Source organism: Aeromonas sp. 600282, assembly GCF_049175755.1.
GTDB lineage: Bacteria > Pseudomonadota > Gammaproteobacteria > Enterobacterales > Aeromonadaceae > Aeromonas > Aeromonas veronii_A.
Map to the genome: position 1 here is coordinate 70,135 of NZ_JAAKVR010000007.1, position 16,493 is coordinate 86,627.

Consider the following 16,493-nt stretch of genomic DNA (forward strand, 5'->3'; position numbering starts at 1 on the left):
ACCGGACACTCCATGTCAGATGCTGGAGGTCAGTATAGTCCGTCCGGATGAGAGACTCAGCCGCTAATCAGCGACATTGGGCAAATGCGTCTGCCAGTTGTTGCATGAATTGGGGATAACCATCCGGGCCGAGCGGCACCTGTTCACCCACCTCATCAAGCAACAGCACCTTGGCGCCAGTATTGCGAGCCACCGATTCGATCACTGCCGGTGAAAATTGCGGCTCGGCATAAATGCAGCTCGCCTGCTTCTCTTCCAGTGCCTTGCGGATATCCACCAGGGTCTTGGCGCCCGGGCGACGCTCAGGGCTCACGGTAAAGTGACCTTTTGAACTCATGCCGTAATGGCGCTCCCAGTAGCCATACGCCTCGTGGAAGACAAAGTACCCCTTCTCATTCACTGCCTTCATCTGGCCGGCAATCACCTTGTCCTTGGCATCCACCTTGGCATCAAATGCCGCGAGGTTGGCGTCATAGCGAGCCTGATTGGCCGGATCCAGCTTGCCCAATTCACTTGCGATCGCCTTGGCAATCACCTTGGCCTGCGTCGGGCCAAGCCAGATATGGGGATCGACCCCTTCGTGATGATGTCCCTCATGCCCTTCATCATGATCATGGTTACCGTGCTCGTGGGCGGCATGATCGTGATCATCATGGTCATGGGAGTCATGACTATCCTGAGTCGCGTAGTTGAACAGCGGCATTCCCTCAACCTGAGTCAGGGCCAAAGCATGGGGATGATTGGCCAGCGGCTTGGCCATAAACCCTTCCAGCTCGGGGCCAACCCACACCACCAGCCCAGCACTGTTGATGCTGCGAATATCGGAGGGACGCAGGGAGAAATCGTGGGGAGAGGCGCCGGTCGGCAACAATACCTTGGGCTCACTCACGCCGTCAGTGATCGCCGCAGCGATGAAGCCAAGGGGCTTGATGGTGGTCAGTACCTCAATGGCACGAACAGGCAAACTCACCGCCAGCAGGACAGTGAAAAGCGCAATAATTCTCATTGGTGAATCTCGTCAGGGGGTGAGTATGTGATAATATAACAGCCGCTTTTTGTTATATTATAACTCTCACTGGCTGTAAACCCCGGAGTTGTCATGAGCCAACTGGTAGAGCTGAAAGAGGTCTCTCTCTCGTTTGATGGACGCTCTGTGCTCGACAAGGTCTCCTTTACCCTCAATAAAGGCAAAATCACCACGCTAGTCGGCCCCAACGGGGCAGGCAAGAGCACCCTGAGCAAGCTGGTGCTGGGCCTGCTCACCCCGGATTCGGGCAAGATCTCCCGCAGCCGCGACCTGAGAGTCGGCTATGTACCGCAGCGCCTCTATCTGGATCCAACCTTGCCGCTGACGGTGCGTCGCTTCCTGCAACTGGGCAAAAATAGCCGCCTCTCCATCGAGGAAGCTCTGGCCCGGGTGGGCGCAGAGGGATTGCTGGAAAACCGGATGCAAAAACTCTCCGGCGGTGAGATGCAGCGGGTGCTGCTGGCCCGCGCCCTGCTGGTCAAGCCCGAGCTGCTGGTACTGGACGAGCCGGTGCAAGGGGTCGATATCACCGGCCAGATAGAGCTCTACGCCCTCATCGGCCAGCTCGCCGCCGAGTTCAATTGCGCCGTGCTGATGGTCTCCCACGACCTGCATCTGGTGATGGCCAGCACCCACGAGGTGATCTGCCTCAATCGCCACGTCTGCTGTCATGGCGAGCCGGAAAGCGTGGCCCGCCACCCCGAATTTGCCCGTCTGTTCGGGCGACCGGAGCAGGAGGTGCTGGCTGTCTATACCCACCATCACCACTGCGACGGCGAACACCATCATCATGAACCGCAGGCCCCCGTCATCCGCCTGCCTTCTCGCAACAACGCTCACAGCAAATAGCGCAAGCAACAGGACATTCAAGTGGACAGCTTTCTGTTATACGCCCTCGCGGCCGGTCTCGGCATCGCCCTGCTGGCCGGCCCCCTCGGCAGCTTCGTGGTATGGCGAAAAATGGCCTATTTTGGCGACACCCTCTCCCATGCCTGTCTGTTCGGCATCGCGCTGGGCATCCTGCTGCAGGTCGATCTCACCCTGGCGGTGGTGGTCTGCTGCCTCGCCATGGCGATGCTGCTGGTGATCATGAGTCGCAACCAGCAGGTGGCGACCGATACCCTGCTCGGCATTCTGGCCCACAGCGCCCTGTCGCTCGGTCTGGTTACCTTGAGTTTTATGGATAACGTGCGGGTGGATCTGATGGCCTACCTGTTTGGCGACCTGCTCTCGGTACAACCGATGGACCTGCTCTGGATCTACGGCGGTGGCGCACTGGTGCTGCTCACCCTGTGGCGACTGTGGGATCCCCTGCTCTCCATGACCATCTCGGAAGAGTTGGCACGGGTAGAGGGGATCCGGGTCGATGTGCTGCGCTGCGTATTGATGCTGCTGATCGGGCTGGTGATTGCCGTGGCGATGAAGTTTGTCGGGGCGCTGATCATCACCTCCCTGCTGATCATCCCTGCCGCCACCGCCCGCCGCTTTAGCCAGACACCGGAGCAGATGGCCGGCTTTGCCGCGCTGATTGGCTGTCTCGCCGTGCTGGGGGGGCTGACCCTCTCCTGGTATCAGGACACCCCGGCTGGGCCTTCGGTCGTCGTCTGTGCCACCAGCCTGTTTGTGCTGAGCCAGTTCAAGAGAGCGTAACGGTGCAGGCTAGAGCGGCATGCTCTGGCGTGTCTCCATCATCAGCCACTGGCGCAATCGGCTGATGGCGGGCTCATGGGCCCGCGAGCGCTTGCAGGTAAAGTAGAAGGCATCCCCCGTCTCCAGCTGGTGTACCGGCAAGGCCACCAGCTGGGGATCATCGGGCCGCAGCATGTAATCATTCACGAACGCAACTCCCTGATCCCAGGCCGCCGCCTCCATCGCCAACAGCACATGGCTGAAGTGGTGCATCCGTGCCTCGTCCGGAATAACCAGCCCGCCGGCCTTGGCCCAGCGCTGCCAATCTTCCCCCCGCGCCTTGTAGATGGACTGCACCGACAGCAGCGGCAACTGCCAGATGGCCTCAGGCCACTCCCCGCTGATCTGCTGCAACAGGCGGCGACTACAGACCGGAAAGAGCCGCTCCTGATAGATAAGATCGTGGCAGTAGCCCCGTCCGTGGGGTGAGACTGTGATAAAGCAGTCCGCCACCCGATCGGAAAGTTCGGGATCTTCCGCCACCATCTCCAGACTCAAATCCAGCTCGGGGTAGAGCTGGCGCAATCCAGCCAACCGCGGGATCAGCCACTTAACCGCAAACGAGCTGTAGACCGCGAGGCGCAACCGCATCTCGCCGCCACCGCGCAGCTGTTCGCTGCTCTGGGCAATCTGGCTAAGCCCGGCAGCAATCCCTTCGAAGTAGCTCTCCCCCTGGGTTGTCAGCGAGAGCAACCGCCCCTGACGCAGCAGCAAGCGCTCACCCAGAAAATCCTCCAGCAGACGGATCTGGTGGCTGACCGCACTCTGGCTGACGTTCAGTTCCAGAGCGGCGCGGGAGAAGCTGAGCAGCCGGGCCACCACCTCGAAATATTGCACCGCACGCAGGGGAGGAAGCTTCATTATCTAAATATCTCATGAATGGTCATTTTTTATCATTTTACTGGATATCAACCGGCACGCTACCCTCCCCTCATCTGAAGTGGGAGGTGGTATGAATGCAGTAGGGATCGGCATCCTATATCTGGTGCTGGGCAATATGGTGGCGGTTTTTTCCGATGCGCTGGTCAAGGTGCTGGAGCCGGATCAGCCCATCTTCCAGTTTGTCTTTTTCCGCCAGCTCTCGGCCGCCATTCTGCTGATGCCCTGGCTGCTCTGGTCATGGCGCCGCAACCCGCCGGTGGCCATCAAGTGGCACCTGCTGCGGGCCCATATCTGGGCGGTCGGCGTCTGCCTGATGGTGGTGGCCCTCACCCGCTTGCCGCTCGCTACCGCCAATGCCCTCTTCTATGCCGCCCCCCTGATGATGGTGCCGCTGGCGGTGTGGATGGCGGGGGAAGCGATCTCGCGCCAGAAGGTGCTGACCGCAGTCATCGGATTTATCGGGGTTTTGATCGTGCTGCGCCCGACCGAGGTGAACTGGGCCGCTCTGGCGGCGCTTGGGGTGGCGCTGTCGATGGCGCTCAACAACCTGCTGATCAAGCGGATCCCGCTCAAGCAGCCCATCGCCCAGACCCTGTTTTTCACCAACGTGCTGAGCATGCCCTTCATTCTGGCGCTGGCACTGTGGGAAGGGGGCGACTGGCAGTGGCAGATGTGGTGGCCCGCTTTCGGCTCCTCGGCGCTGATCATGGTCTATGCGGGATTGTGCGTGGTGGCCTATCGCAAGGCGGAGGCTAGCAAGATCGCCTCGGCGGAGTACACCGGTCTGCTGATGGCAGTGGCCATCGGGGTATGGTTGTTTGACGAGCAGCCGGGCCTGCCGCTGCTGCTGGGCTGTATCTGCATCGTCCTGCCACTTATCGCCATGGCGCGCAGCAAGCCAAAACCGCTGGCCGAGCCAGCGCTCTAATACTCAGGGTCTCCCCAGAAGCGGGGCGACCCTTTGCTGCAGATGGGGGACGATCTCCTCCTCGAACCAGGGATTCCTCCTGAGCCAGAGGGTATTGCGCGGGGAGGGATGCGGCAACGGCAGCCAGCCGGGGCTATAGTCGGCCCAGCTGCGCACCGTGTCGGTGAGTGACCCTTTGGCTGCCCCCCGCAGATAGTAGGCTTGTGAATATTGGCCGATCAGCAGGGTCAGTTCGATATTGGGCAACAGCATCAATACCTTGCCGTGCCAGGTGGGCGCACATTCGGGGCGCGGCGGCAGATCGCCGGATTTTCCCCTGCCGGGATAACAGAGCCCCATCGGCATGATGGCGATGCGGGATTGGTCGTAAAAGGTGGCCTTATCGACCCCGAGCCACTGGCGCAGCCTGTCACCGGAGGGGTCATCCCACGGGATACCGCTGGCATGCACCCGGGTGCCGGGCGCCTGACCGATGATCAGCAGGCGGGCACTCTCGGCCCCGCGGATCACCGGACGAGGCCCCAGCGGCAGGTGAGCCTCGCACAGACGGCAAGCCCTGATTTGCTCAAACAACTTATCGATTCGCTGCATGACGTTGATAGTACCAGCATTTCCCTGTTTTCCCTCTTGTGGAAACAGGGCGCGCCCCCTACTATCGCCATGAGTGTTTAATTTAATAAACGGATAATAATGAAAAACTGGCTAGGTACCGGCACCGCGACCCTCTCCTTCATCCTGTGGGGGATGCTGCCGCTCTATTATCAATTCATGCCCGAGGTCAACATGTGGGAGCTGATCTCCCACCGGGTGCTCTGGTCTGTGGTGCTGCTGGGTGCCCTGTTTTTGCTGCTTGGCCACAAGGTGCCCTGGGCACAACTGCGCAGCGAGCCGCGCCAGCTCGGCCTCATTCTGCTGGCGGGCCCCGTGATGTCCATCAGCTGGTGCATGTTCACCTGGTGCCTCACTACCGGGCAAGTGCTGACCACCAGCCTCGCCTTCTTTATGACCCCGCTGTTCAATATCGTATTCGCCGTCATCTTCCTCAAAGAGCGACTCACCCCGCAAAAGCATCTGGCGGTCGCCCTGGCGCTGGCGGGGCTCGCCTACATGCTCTTCTGCTACGGCCAACTCCCCTGGTTCTCCCTCATCATGGGGGCCAACTTCGCCTGCTACGGCCTTATCAAGAAGAAGATCCACTACGACACCTGCACCAGCCTCTATCTGGAAGCCATGGTGCAACTGCCCGTCGCGCTGATCATCATCGGCACACTGGCGTGGCACGGGGAAGGGGCATTCGTGAACGGGGATTTGGCCGACAAGCTGCTGCTGATGGGCAGTGCGCCCGCTACTCTGCTGCCGGTGGGGCTGTTCTGCTACGCGGTGGCGAGAACCCGGATGAGCACGGTGGGGCTGCTGCAATATATCGAGCCCAGCCTCGCCTTCCTGCTCGCCATCTACTGGTTTGGTGAGGCGCCGGACCCCATCAAGGCGGTCGGTTTCGCCTTTGTCTGGGCAGGTCTGCTGGTGAGCCTGTTGCCGCTGCACCGACTCAAGCGCCGCCCTCAGGGCTTACCGCGATAGGACTCCAGCACCTTGTGCCAGCGGGGATCCTTGTCCATCTGCTCGGCGATGTCGTTGAGGGTGGCATGCAGCTCTGGGCGAGATTTGGGCAGCAGGATATGGCGGGTATAGCTGGATTGGGGGAATGGCGAGATAAACAGCTTGCCCTGATAGTGGTTTGAGTCGATGAAAAAGCCCAGCGCGGAGCCAGGCACCATGGTCACATCGATGCGGCCGCGCACCAGCAGCTCAAGATTGGTCTTCACCTTCTTGGCATCGTGACGCTCCAGCTCTCCCCTTGCTGCCGCATCGTCGATCCCCTGATAGCGGTAGCCCTCCACCCCGCCGAACACCAATCCCTTGAGGGAGTCGGGTCCGCGATAGGTGATCGGCTTGTCGATGTTCGAGATTAGCTCGTTGGTGTCGCGCATCACCGGAAAGGTCCAGAGATAGCGTTCGCGATGGGGATCCCCTACCCAGGCGGGATTGACCCAGACCACCAGGCCATCAAAGTCGGGATCCGCCATCTCCAGCGCCAGCCGGGCGCGATTAACCAGCCAGAGCTCGATTCTGGGTTCCCCCCCCAACTTTTCATTGAGATACTTGACCAGCTCGCGGCTCAGTCCGGCATCCACTCCGGTATTGAAGGGCGGATGCTGATGGTAATCGTAGAGACGGATCGTCTCCCCCAGAGCCGGAACCGACAACAGTAACCACAACCAGAACCAGACTCTCATCGCACCTCCTTGCACTGCTTTTGAGTTTGGCACAGAGAAGTACAAATGATAAAACCTCCTGACGGGATATCCCCGCACGCCTCTCCCCCCTCTTCTCGCTGGTTTATCTATATGGTGCGCACCGCCACCGGCCTGCTCTATACCGGGGTCAGCACGGATCCTCAACGTCGTCTGCGTCAGCACCAGAGCGGCAAGGGGGCTCGCGCCCTGCGCGGCAAGGGCCCCTTGACGCTGGCTTGGCAGCAGGAGGTCGGCGAGAAGGGGGCTGCCCTGCGCCTCGAATATCGCCTCAAGCAGCAGCCAAAATCCTTCAAGGAGCAGCTGATCCACAGCCCGGCACTCTGGCAGAGCTGGAGCCCGCAGTGGTTACCCGAAACGACCCGACCTTAAGGGTTACAGCTAAAAAAAGGCCACTCGATGAGTGGCCGAAAAGGGGAAATCAGGGAGCATTTCATAACTTGTTGCACAACTACAGATAGGTATTGTTGCGCTGACGACGGTGGCTGATGAGCCAACAGACTGCCAGCGCGACCAGCAGCCAGGGGGCCAACTTGACGATCAGGGCAAGCATGCCGCTCAGCAGCCCCAGTAGTACAAACACGCCGCTGACCAGCAGCATGGCCACCAGGGTAAAGCCGGTCAGCGCCATGACCAGCAACACTCCCAGCAAGATGAAAAATTCCAGCATAACTTGCTCCTTACGGGCTCTCTGTGCCGCCGGGCTGCCTTGCGGTCAATCCAGCCAGCGTTTCAATTCATAACGGGGCGGCATCACCAGCACCGCCAGCAGATAGGCAGCCAGTGCCAGCGGTGGCACCAGGATCAGGGCGAGCAGGGCTATCACTCGCACCGTCACTCTGGAGATCCCCAGCCGTTGGGCAATGCCGGCGCAAACGCCAGTCAGCTTGCGATGGACAAGATCCTTGGGCCAGGGAGTCATGGTTATACCTCCACCTTCTGCCCCTTGAGACGGGCCAGCTCGCGCTCTATCTCGTCATTGAGCTCCAGCTCGCGGAACTGGGCCTCCAGCGAGGGATTCTGCCCCAAAATGGCCGCCTCCAGCTGGGCTTCCAGCTGATCGACCCGGCCTTGAAAACCGTCAAAGCGCGCCATCAGCTCATGCATGCGCTGGTTGTCCACCTGAGCGCGAGCACGAATGCGGCTGTGGGCCGTCTGCTCGCGCAGGGTCAGCAGTTTCTGCTTCTCCCGCGTCTCGGTCAGCTTGGCTGCCAGTCGCTCGCTGTCGGCGGTAAGCTGGGCCAGCACCTCGGCCACCCGGGCCTTGTCCTGTTCCAGCTGTTCACATTTCCTGGCCTCCGCCAGCTTCTCGGTGAGGGCGGCACGGGCCAGATCCTCACGGCCTTTCTGGATGGCGAGCTCGGCCTTGGCCGACCACTCCAGGATCTGCGCCTGCAACCCCTGCTGGTGACGCTCCAGCTGTTTCTGTTCAGCAATCACGCGGGCGGCCTGGGTACGCATCTCGACCTGCACCTGCTCCATCTCTTCGATCATCAGGCGCAGCATCTTCTCCGGCTCTTCACTCTTGTCGAGCAGGCTGTGCAGGTTGGCATTTATCACGTCGGTCAGGCGGCTGAATACGCTCATGGTCTGGCTCCTTGTTGATGGGATTGCTATCTCTTCCCATTGCATTACAAGAGCCGTGCCAAGAAAAATTATTGTTGTTTTACATATAGATGGGAATTTACCGAGGAAATTCAAGAAGGGCTTGTTGGTGAGAATAGCCAACCTGGTGGTGATTTTTACCAACAAAAAAGGGAGCCTGAGGCTCCCCTGTCGATTCATCTGCGATATCTAGTCAAGCTGCGTGGCTGTGGCCCAGCTTGCTGTCCAATTCGGCCAGCTTGGCCTCCATCCTGGCACGGCACACTTCGGAGAGCTCGCGAATGCCAGCGGCACCGTGCTCCTTGCTGCAGACCGGTGCCATCACTTCCACCAGCACTTCGCCGTTGTCCCAACGATTGAGGTCGATCTGACCGAAGTAGCTGGAGCAGACGATGGGCACCACGGGCACTTCAGCCTGTACCGCAGTGTGGAAAGCGCCCGCCTTGAATGGCAGCAGGCCACGCCCCTTGGAGCGGGTCCCTTCCGGGAACATCCAGATGGAGGTGCCGCGATTCTTGATGCGATCCACCACCTGACCTATGGTGCCGATGGCACGGGAGCGGTTGGAGCGGTCGATCAGCACGTTGCCGGATAGCCAGAAGATAAGGCCGAAGAAGGGGAGCCACAGCAGGCTCTTCTTGCCCACCGCCACCACACCGGGCTGCACCGCACCGGTCACGGTGAAGATGTCGAAGTTGCTCTGGTGGTTGCAGACGTAGACCGCCGGGCCGACCGATTTCACCTCGTCGGCCACCGTCACCTTGACTCGCAACCCGATCAGCGGGCAGACCGCGTGATACATGCGAGCGAAGACATAGACGTTGTTGGGATGGCGCGGACGAACCAGACAGAGCAGCAGGCCGAACAGGAACCAGAAAATGAGCAGCAGACCAAGCAGCAGCACACGGGCAATTTTGAGCATCGAACACCTCGAGTTTTAACTCGGCGCAGTATACTGATCCCCCTTTTAGCGAACAAGCGTTCGCCAAACAGAACCGACCACCCTCCCCGTCGCGCCACCCACAGTACTGCTCATCAATACGCCGCCGACTTGCCCCACCCGCCATTGGTCGTTAGGATGGCCCCATCTTGATGGACGGGGCGAACATGATTTTGCAACAACGGGTAGCGAAACATCTCCTGCTGCTGGTCTGCCTGCTGGTGCTCAATTGTGCGGCCCAGCCGCTGGCCCGGCTTGCCCTGCTCGATCACGCTCTCAGCTGTCAGGCACTGCCCGTTCCAGGCTCGGCAACGGATCAAGAGGATGCCAAACCGGCCAGCCCGCAGCTAGGCAGTTGCCAGCTCAACGGCAAGTGGCTGAGCGCTGCCCCCCTGCTCTGCATCGAACAGCTCTTCTTTGCCGTGGCGGTGCTGATCGCCCTGCTGGCCCCCCTTTGGCGCTACACACCGCCACTGCCCCCACCCATAGTCATCTCGCCACCCGAACGGCGTCTGCACCTCACCCTCTGCATCTGGCGGGAATGATTCCGGCTCTTTGCCATTGGTCATGACTCATGTTTGCGAGACCATCGCCGCCTTCTTGCACCAACGGGGCACGACTGCGGAGTACTGAAAACAGATTTACGGCATGGCGTTGTTGCAGGGGAATACCTTGCTGCCCCGACGCAACCACGACGACTGCCGACTAGCTTGCACAAGGCTGGCCACTTCAGGCTGGCACTACCCGATTTTAAGGAGTATCCATGAAACCGACTCTGAGCGCCCTGCCCCTGCTGGCCTCTCTCTGCGCAACCCTGCTGGCTCCGACCCTGCACGCGGCCCCCTTCACCCCTGAACAGGAAGCACGCATCAAGGAGCTGATCCGCGAGACTCTGATCGCCAACCCCAAGATCCTCGACGAGGCGGCCGAGTCCTGGGAGAAGCAGAATGCCGCAGCCCAGGAGGCCCAGCTTGGCAACTTCATCAAGGGCAACAAGGATGTGCTGTTCAACAGCGCAACCAGCCCGCGCCTGGGTGCCAAAAACCCCAAGCTGACGCTGGTGCTGTTTACCGACTACAACTGCCCCTACTGCAAGCAGTTCGATCCCCAGCTGACCAGGCTGCTCAAGGCCTATCCGAATGATCTGGGGCTGGTGATCAAATTGCTGCCGTTCAAGGGGCAGAGCTCCGCCAAGGCAGCCCAGTACAGCCTGACCCTGTGGCAACAGGATCCCGCCCGCTTCTTCGCCCTGCACGACAAGCTGATGAGCAAGCAGGGGATGCTGACCGAGGCGGACATCAACAAGGCGCTGGCGGCCACCGGCAATGTGGCACTCAAACCGGAGGGTAAAGCCACCGAGGAGCTGCGCAACAGCCTGCGCATTGGTACCCTGCTGGGTGTACAGGGCACACCGGCGACCCTGATCGGCAACCAGCTGGTGTCGGGCGCCATCCCCTATGAGGAGCTGGAGCAGCTGGTGAAGGCAGAGCTGGCCAGGCAGAGCTAAGGTCGGGGTCGCCCGCAGGGGCAGGAAGCGCTCGCACTGCGGCAATGGTGAGCCCTCAGGTCACCCCGTCTCCATGCAAAGAGCCCGGTATCACTACCGGGCTCTTTATTTCAGGAAAGAAAGGTGACAAACCAGCTCTATTGGGCGGGCGCCATCATCCCCTGCCCGAGCCGCCCTCTGGCACTGGTACGCTCGGCTTCGTCAAGCACACCATCTCCGTTCTTGTCCATTTGGGTAAAGAGAGCCTCATGATGCGCCATGAACTGTTCCCTGGTCGTGTCCTGCATCGGCCTCATGTTGCCCATGTTCCCCATCTTGCCAGGCATGGCCTTGCCTGACTGCTGCATTGCCTCGTGCATCTTGGCCATGGCTGCCTCTCTCTCGGCAATCGAGAGGGTGCCATCCTTGTCACTGTCCTGCCGGGTGAAACGCTGCTCGGCTCTTTCCATAAACTGTGCCTTGGTAATGTCCCCCTTGATGAACATCAAGGGCTCATCGATGCTCTCATCGGCAGCGATGGCGAAACCGCCAAGCAGCACCATAGGCAGAAGATAAAATTTGAGCATGGCTGTCCATTCCTTAGTAAGGGTCTCGGTACGGCCGAGGCCAACTGACGATCGCCAGGGTAATCCCCGACGCCTCCTGTAGTGTAGTCCCAGGGTCATTCCAGACAGAGAGGCAGATCCCAAGGTGCACAGTCACGCTTTTCTGCCGGTGACTTTGCGTCCTATTCATGGCGATGAGGGGAGGTTTCCGTTAAAATGACGGGTTTTTGCCGTGCCTGGTTTGCCAATCCCCACCATCAGGCACTCGCAGCGTGAATCCTATGATGCCAGTGATGCAGGATCTGCCATGAACAACTACTTTCGGGTGCTGGGCGTCAAGTCCAACGCCAGCGAAAACGACATCAAGAAAGCCTATCGTCGGCTGTCGAACCAGTACCACCCCGACAAGCTGCACGGGGCCAGTGAAGAAGAGAAAGAGCAGGCAGCCATCAAGCTGCACCAGGTAAAGCAGGCCTATGAAGTGCTGTCCGATCCGAAACAGCGGGCCGCCTTTATCAAGGATTTCAACAACGTCATCGTGACCGACCCCGCCTCCGCCATGCAGGAGATGTGGGATCAGTTCTACCCCTGAAACAGCAGGCAGAAAGAGCAACTATGCAAAAGAGATGGGACCAGGCGCGGCTCAAGTCGCTGCAAAGCGATGCCAGCGAAAACATCGAATCCTACCGGGATCAGGACGACCCCAAGGGGCTGGAACAGTTCACCGACCAGATGAAGAGCCTGCTGCTGGCCGATATGAGCATGCTGGAGTTTATGCCCGAGTATCTGCCGCTGGCCCTCTATGGCCGGGTGCAGTTCCCGGCCAAGGCCAAGTCGCAGTGGAACAAGTGGCTCGCCAGTGGCGAGCAGCCAAGCTGGGACGAGTTCAAGGTGAGCGTCGGCTTCAACAACGCCGCCCTGCCGCTGGTCAAGGCGGTGCGGACCCAGAGCGAAGATCAGCTGATGGAAGCCTGCGCCGTGCTGTTCCTGCTCGACAACCCGCTGCCGCGCGGCAGCCACCGCGGCGATGACGACTATGAGCTGCGCGATGAAGAAGATGAAGACGGGGAAGATGCCGACGCCGACTACCACGGCGGCAGTGACCGCTATGGTGATGACGACGGCGATCAGGATATGTACGACGAAGTCCGTTTCTAATTGGGGCAAGGCATGAGCAACAGTCTGATAGAAATTACCGCCATCGAGATCAAAGAGCTGGCCGTTATCGAGCCGAAGCAGGCCAGCGAGAAGTTCGAGCTGATCGCCAAGACCATGTCTGACGACCAGCTGGCAGAAGTGATTGAAAACATTGATATCGTTACCCTGACCCAGATTAACGGCCAGCACGATATCTCCTTCCCCTCCATCATCTCCGAGCTGATGACCCCGGAGCGGATCCGCGACATCGTCTGCCAGCAGCCGCTCTACTGGGAAGAGGCGATCAAGAACAACGCCGACGAGCTGCAACAGCACACCTTCGACTTCCTCAACTACCTGATCCGCACCCAGGATAGCGAAGCCAAGCAGCGCGAGATCCTCGAATGCGTAGCCGAAGATCCGGCCGGCCTCTTCTACCTCGCCATCCCCTTTATCGAGTTCTATCGCGGCGATCGCTATGAAGAGGACGAAGGCTATCGCGACGTGCTGCACGCCGAAGAGGAAGATCTCGAAGAGTCCCTGCGCTACAGCGAGCGCCAGCAGAGCGAAGATGCCCACGACTATGCGCTGGATGACCCGCGCAGCCTCCTGATGCTTATTCGCGAGCTGGCCCCCGAGGTGGAGAAAGCCATCAAGGCGCTGCTGCGCAACGAGCACTCCAGCTGGGACGGCATCATCAACAAGTTTGCCGCCGAACTGGTGATGCAGGCCAAAGAGAAGAACAAGGTCGAGGAAGACGAGTACGGCGACGTCGACGACATGTTCAGCTTTCTGGATTAAGGAGCCCATTCATGCAGTTAGTCATTCGCGATGCCAACCAGGGTCCCTTTCTGACCCAGGTGCTGCGCTTTGGCCGCGACAACGAACTCTTGAGTCAGCAGCAGCTCGCCGCCATCAAGGGCAAGGCGGTGCTGATGAGCCTCAAATTCGCCGACAAGTATTACAACAAGTACAAGATGCACCTGCTGGAGCAGGCGGCCCACGACGTCATCGGCGTGGTGAGCCTCGGTCTGCAGGAGCTCTCGGCGCGGGATCCGGCCAAGGCGCTGGCGCTGCTGCAGGCGCCGGAAGGCCCCATCAAGCCGTTCCAGAAGGGCTGGTCGATGCTCATTACCGTCAGCCCCAAGCAGGCTGGCAACAGCCTCTACGGTGACGTGGATGCGCGGCTCTTGGACAAGATCTCGAGCCCGCCCGATGTGGAGGAGTGGCAAGGGTGGCAGGAGTACGAGAAGGCGCTGACCGAGCACAACAAAAGCCGCCTGATGGAGCTCATCGACCAGCACTTCTTCGCCTGCGAGAGCGACCACCCCACCATGGAGGACAAGCTGGCCGAAGCGCTGCTCTACCGCATCCTCTGCGGCAAGGGCAGTGGCGCCGCCCCGCTCAAGGTGAAGCAGGATCTCAAGCGCAAACTGGCGCGGGAGATTGAGCTCGACGAGAACTGGTACGACACCGACTACCTCGCCGCCCAGCTCGCCCTGATGCTGAGCGCGCTACCCGCCGACATGGCCGCCGCCCTGCGGCAGGAGCTGAGCCCGGGCTTTGTGCCCAACCTGCTCCACACCCTCGGCTTTGTGCGCCAGTACCAGCTGCTGCAAAAAGAGAACGCCTCGCCGGAGAAGCTCGACAACGTCGAGATGCGCGCCGGTCTCAAGCACCCGCTGCTCGGCTGGCCGCTCTACCACGACTTCTAAGGCCGCTTTCACCGCCCATCAGTCGCACCACAACGCCCGGCCCGCCGGGCGTTGTTCTATCCTCCCCTCACCCTCTCGACAGCAAAGAGAGAACACACGCAAGTCACCCCGGGGCTGTCCCTTCTCTTACCGATATTTATTCACTCAATGCCCGAAGATGAATAAACAACCTGCGATACAACGGCTTGGCGCCAGCTGCGTTTCGGGACAACAAAGTGGGACGTAGATCCCGCCACTGCGCCATAATCGGCACCAAATAGCCGACTGGATCACATCAACCGTGCCGCAACCGCGTGGTAAGCCGAGCTAAAATCACGACTCAATCACGCATAAAAAGGCGGAATAGATCAATAAAAAGCAATTAATCGCGCCGGATTAAATTTCAGGTATGGCTATTTGCACCGCTTGGCCGCTAAATGACAGACCGGCCTTCAGACCAGCATGGAAGCGCACAAGGCTAGCCGGCAGCAGACCGGCACGCTCTCAGGACGAGTAATGACTTTCTTCTCTCACAGGAGACAGACCGTGAGCGCTTCGAATCAACACCCCACCATTCCCCCCGGCTCCGGGGCGCTGTTCTTTATCCAGACCTTCTCGACCCTGGGGTTTGCCGTGCTCTACTCCACCCTGGTGCTCTACGCCACCAAGCGGCTCGGCTTTAGCGAATCCCAAGCCAATGCCATGATGGGGGTCTTCGGGGCCTTCAACTATGGCCTGCACCTGTTTGGCGGTTATCTCGGCGGGCGCTATCTCAGCAACCGCAACCTGTTCGTGATGGGGATGGTGCTGCAGGTGATCGGCTGCTACTTCATCGCCGAGATGGGGATCACCGGCCTCTACTGGGGGCTCGCCATGTTCCTTACCGGCAGCGGCCTCAACGTCACCTGCCTCAACATGATGCTGACCCAGCGCTTCGCCCCGGATGATCACCGCCGCGAGAGCGCCTTCCTGTGGAACTACGCCGGGATGAATCTGGGCTTCTTTATCGGCTTCACGGTGGCGGGCTACTTCCAGCTCACCGAGGATTACCGCACCCTGTTCCTGTTTGCGACGCTGGGCAACATCATTGCCATCATTGCCACCTTCGCCTGCTGGCCGATTCTGGCAGATATCAGCACCCCGCTGCGCCATGTCAAAGGGAGCGGCTTCTACCGCCGCATGCTGGCGGGGATCGCCATTCTGGCCATGCTGGTGCCGGCGTTGCGCCTGCTGCTGACCCACGCCAGCTTCAGCGGCAGCTTTGTGCTGATCCTGGGGGCCGTGGTGCTGGTGCTGCTCTGCGTGATGACCGCCCGTCACCCGGACGCCGCCGAGCGCAGCCGCATGGTGGCTTACCTGATCCTCGCCCTTGGCTCCCTTATCTTCTGGTCGCTCTACCAGCTGGCGCCCATGGGGCTGATGCTCTTCTCCGAGCACAACATCAACCTCAACGTGTTCGGGCTGCGGGTCGCCCCCCAGTGGATCCAGAACATCAACACCCTCGTCATCGTCATCGGTGGCCCCCTGATGGCGCTGCTGTTCAAGCGGCTGCGCGAACAGGGCTGGAATATCGATATCCCCTCCCAGTTTGCCGCCTCCCTGTTTTGCATGGGGCTCGGCATGCTGGTGCTGCCGATCGGCATCCATCTGGCGGGGGCCGACGGGCTGGTCGCCTTCAAGTGGATCGCCATCAGCTATGTGCTGCAGAGTTTTGGCGAGCTGCTGATCTCCCCCATCGGCTACGCCATGATTGGCAAGCTGGCCCCCGCCAGCCTGCAAGGCTTGATGATGGGTTGCTGGATGATGGTGACTGGCATCGCCTCGGTGCTGGCGGGCTATGTCTCCAGCGCCATGCCGCAGAATATCGGCAGCTCTCCGGTGGCCACCAACCCGGGCTACAGCTCGGTGTTCAATATGCTCGGCTGGGGCTCGATGGCGGGCGGGATCGTCCTGCTGTTGCTGATGCCCCGCCTGCGCCTGCTGATCGCCTCGAAAATCACCCCGCCACCGGCGGCGACAGCCATTCCTGTCTAATTGGATTCGGGCCAACCATTTCAGTAGCCCCTGCCAGCGCGAACGGTTGAATCGGCAATGCAGCTGATAATGCGAAGGGCCCCGCCATCATGGATGGCGGGGCCCTCTTTTTTGGCGGGATGGATGACCCTAATCTGGCTGGCGAGCCCCCGTTTAGGCTTCGTCAATCAAGCCTATGTCCCCACAGGTC

Annotated in this window: 21 protein-coding genes; 12 read left to right on the forward strand and 9 right to left on the reverse strand. The window is 60.2% G+C overall.

Annotated features, from left to right (window positions below):
* Positions 1–67: 67 nt before the first annotated feature.
* Complete coding sequence (gene znuA, locus G5137_RS08830) at positions 68–1,006, reverse strand: zinc ABC transporter substrate-binding protein ZnuA (protein WP_167557648.1); 939 nt, start codon at positions 1,004–1,006, stop codon at positions 68–70.
* 93 nt (positions 1,007–1,099) lie between these two features.
* Between znuA and znuC the strand changes: the two genes are divergently transcribed.
* The gene (gene znuC / locus G5137_RS08835) at positions 1,100–1,876 is read left to right on the forward strand and encodes a zinc ABC transporter ATP-binding protein ZnuC (RefSeq protein WP_216952093.1); all 777 of its coding nucleotides are present in this window, start codon (positions 1,100–1,102) and stop codon (positions 1,874–1,876) included.
* Positions 1,877–1,897: 21 nt separating this feature from the next.
* Positions 1,898–2,677, forward strand: coding sequence for a zinc ABC transporter permease subunit ZnuB (znuB, locus tag G5137_RS08840; RefSeq protein ID WP_005354863.1), 780 nt, complete (start codon positions 1,898–1,900; stop codon positions 2,675–2,677).
* Between the two features lie 9 nt (positions 2,678–2,686).
* Here znuB and G5137_RS08845 read toward each other — a convergent pair whose 3' ends face one another.
* Complete coding sequence (locus G5137_RS08845) at positions 2,687–3,577, reverse strand: LysR substrate-binding domain-containing protein (protein ID WP_040067029.1); 891 nt, start codon at positions 3,575–3,577, stop codon at positions 2,687–2,689.
* Positions 3,578–3,668: 91 nt separating this feature from the next.
* Here G5137_RS08845 and G5137_RS08850 point away from each other — a divergent pair, with 91 nt between their 5' ends.
* Positions 3,669–4,526 carry a DMT family transporter gene (locus tag G5137_RS08850; protein WP_005335858.1) on the forward strand — a complete coding sequence of 286 codons (858 nt, stop codon included), beginning with the start codon at positions 3,669–3,671 and terminating at the stop codon, positions 4,524–4,526.
* Positions 4,527–4,529: 3 nt separating this feature from the next.
* Here the strand turns inward: G5137_RS08850 and G5137_RS08855 are convergent, their stop codons facing one another.
* Positions 4,530–5,117 carry a uracil-DNA glycosylase family protein gene (locus G5137_RS08855; protein WP_421255242.1) on the reverse strand — a complete coding sequence of 196 codons (588 nt, stop codon included), beginning with the start codon at positions 5,115–5,117 and terminating at the stop codon, positions 4,530–4,532.
* Positions 5,118–5,216: 99 nt separating this feature from the next.
* On the opposite strand from G5137_RS08855, the gene rarD reads away from it, so the two are divergent.
* Positions 5,217–6,107, forward strand: a complete 891-nt coding sequence (rarD, locus tag G5137_RS08860) for an EamA family transporter RarD (RefSeq protein WP_421255243.1) — start codon at positions 5,217–5,219, stop codon at positions 6,105–6,107.
* Here rarD and G5137_RS08865 read toward each other — a convergent pair.
* Positions 6,089–6,823 carry a substrate-binding periplasmic protein gene (locus G5137_RS08865; protein ID WP_216952096.1) on the reverse strand — a complete coding sequence of 245 codons (735 nt, stop codon included), beginning with the start codon at positions 6,821–6,823 and terminating at the stop codon, positions 6,089–6,091. The genes rarD and G5137_RS08865 overlap by 19 nt on opposite strands.
* 45 nt (positions 6,824–6,868) lie before the next feature.
* On the opposite strand from G5137_RS08865, the gene G5137_RS08870 reads away from it, so the two are divergent.
* Positions 6,869–7,213, forward strand: coding sequence for a GIY-YIG nuclease family protein (locus G5137_RS08870; RefSeq protein ID WP_216952097.1), 345 nt, complete (start codon positions 6,869–6,871; stop codon positions 7,211–7,213).
* 79 nt (positions 7,214–7,292) lie between these two features.
* Here G5137_RS08870 and pspG read toward each other — a convergent pair whose 3' ends face one another.
* From pspG to G5137_RS08890, 4 genes are all read right to left on the reverse strand, one after another.
* Positions 7,293–7,511: an envelope stress response protein PspG gene (pspG, locus tag G5137_RS08875; protein ID WP_216952098.1), complete on the reverse strand. Its 219-nt coding sequence runs from the start codon at positions 7,509–7,511 to the stop codon at positions 7,293–7,295.
* Positions 7,512–7,556: 45 nt separating this feature from the next.
* Positions 7,557–7,763: a PspC domain-containing protein gene (locus tag G5137_RS08880; protein WP_421255244.1), complete on the reverse strand. Its 207-nt coding sequence runs from the start codon at positions 7,761–7,763 to the stop codon at positions 7,557–7,559.
* A 2-nt stretch (positions 7,764–7,765) separates the two neighbouring features.
* Complete coding sequence (pspA, locus tag G5137_RS08885) at positions 7,766–8,428, reverse strand: phage shock protein PspA (RefSeq protein WP_421255245.1); 663 nt, start codon at positions 8,426–8,428, stop codon at positions 7,766–7,768.
* Between the two features lie 211 nt (positions 8,429–8,639).
* Entirely contained in the window at positions 8,640–9,368 is a 729-nt protein-coding gene (locus G5137_RS08890) for a 1-acylglycerol-3-phosphate O-acyltransferase (protein WP_421172394.1), read from the reverse strand.
* A gap of 185 nt (positions 9,369–9,553) precedes the next feature.
* Here G5137_RS08890 and G5137_RS08895 point away from each other — a divergent pair, with 185 nt between their 5' ends.
* Both G5137_RS08895 and G5137_RS08900 read left to right on the forward strand, forming a co-directional pair.
* Positions 9,554–9,931, forward strand: a complete 378-nt coding sequence (locus G5137_RS08895) for a hypothetical protein (protein ID WP_421255246.1) — start codon at positions 9,554–9,556, stop codon at positions 9,929–9,931.
* 218 nt (positions 9,932–10,149) lie between these two features.
* Positions 10,150–10,893, forward strand: a complete 744-nt coding sequence (locus G5137_RS08900) for a DsbA family protein (protein WP_216952101.1) — start codon at positions 10,150–10,152, stop codon at positions 10,891–10,893.
* Positions 10,894–11,030: 137 nt separating this feature from the next.
* On the opposite strand, the gene G5137_RS08905 is transcribed toward G5137_RS08900, so the two are convergent.
* A complete protein-coding gene (locus G5137_RS08905) occupies positions 11,031–11,459 on the reverse strand; it encodes an EF-hand domain-containing protein (RefSeq protein ID WP_216952102.1) in 429 nt (142 codons plus the stop codon).
* 286 nt (positions 11,460–11,745) lie between these two features.
* Here G5137_RS08905 and G5137_RS08910 point away from each other — a divergent pair, with 286 nt between their 5' ends.
* The 5 genes from G5137_RS08910 to G5137_RS08930 all read left to right on the forward strand — a co-directional run bounded on the left by G5137_RS08910 (position 11,746) and on the right by G5137_RS08930 (position 16,303).
* Positions 11,746–12,030 (forward strand): DnaJ domain-containing protein, encoded by a 285-nt coding sequence (locus tag G5137_RS08910; RefSeq protein WP_005343121.1) that lies wholly within the window; start codon positions 11,746–11,748, stop codon positions 12,028–12,030.
* Between the two features lie 23 nt (positions 12,031–12,053).
* Positions 12,054–12,596, forward strand: a complete 543-nt coding sequence (atcA, locus tag G5137_RS08915) for a cold adaptation protein AtcA (protein ID WP_279488427.1) — start codon at positions 12,054–12,056, stop codon at positions 12,594–12,596.
* Positions 12,597–12,608: 12 nt separating this feature from the next.
* A complete protein-coding gene (atcB, locus tag G5137_RS08920; protein ID WP_279488428.1) occupies positions 12,609–13,376 on the forward strand; it encodes a cold adaptation protein AtcB in 768 nt (255 codons plus the stop codon).
* An 11-nt stretch (positions 13,377–13,387) separates the two neighbouring features.
* A complete protein-coding gene (gene atcC / locus G5137_RS08925; RefSeq protein WP_123172315.1) occupies positions 13,388–14,290 on the forward strand; it encodes a cold adaptation protein AtcC in 903 nt (300 codons plus the stop codon).
* A 525-nt stretch (positions 14,291–14,815) separates the two neighbouring features.
* Positions 14,816–16,303, forward strand: coding sequence for a peptide MFS transporter (locus tag G5137_RS08930; RefSeq protein ID WP_421255247.1), 1,488 nt, complete (start codon positions 14,816–14,818; stop codon positions 16,301–16,303).
* Positions 16,304–16,493: the final 190 nt, after the last annotated feature.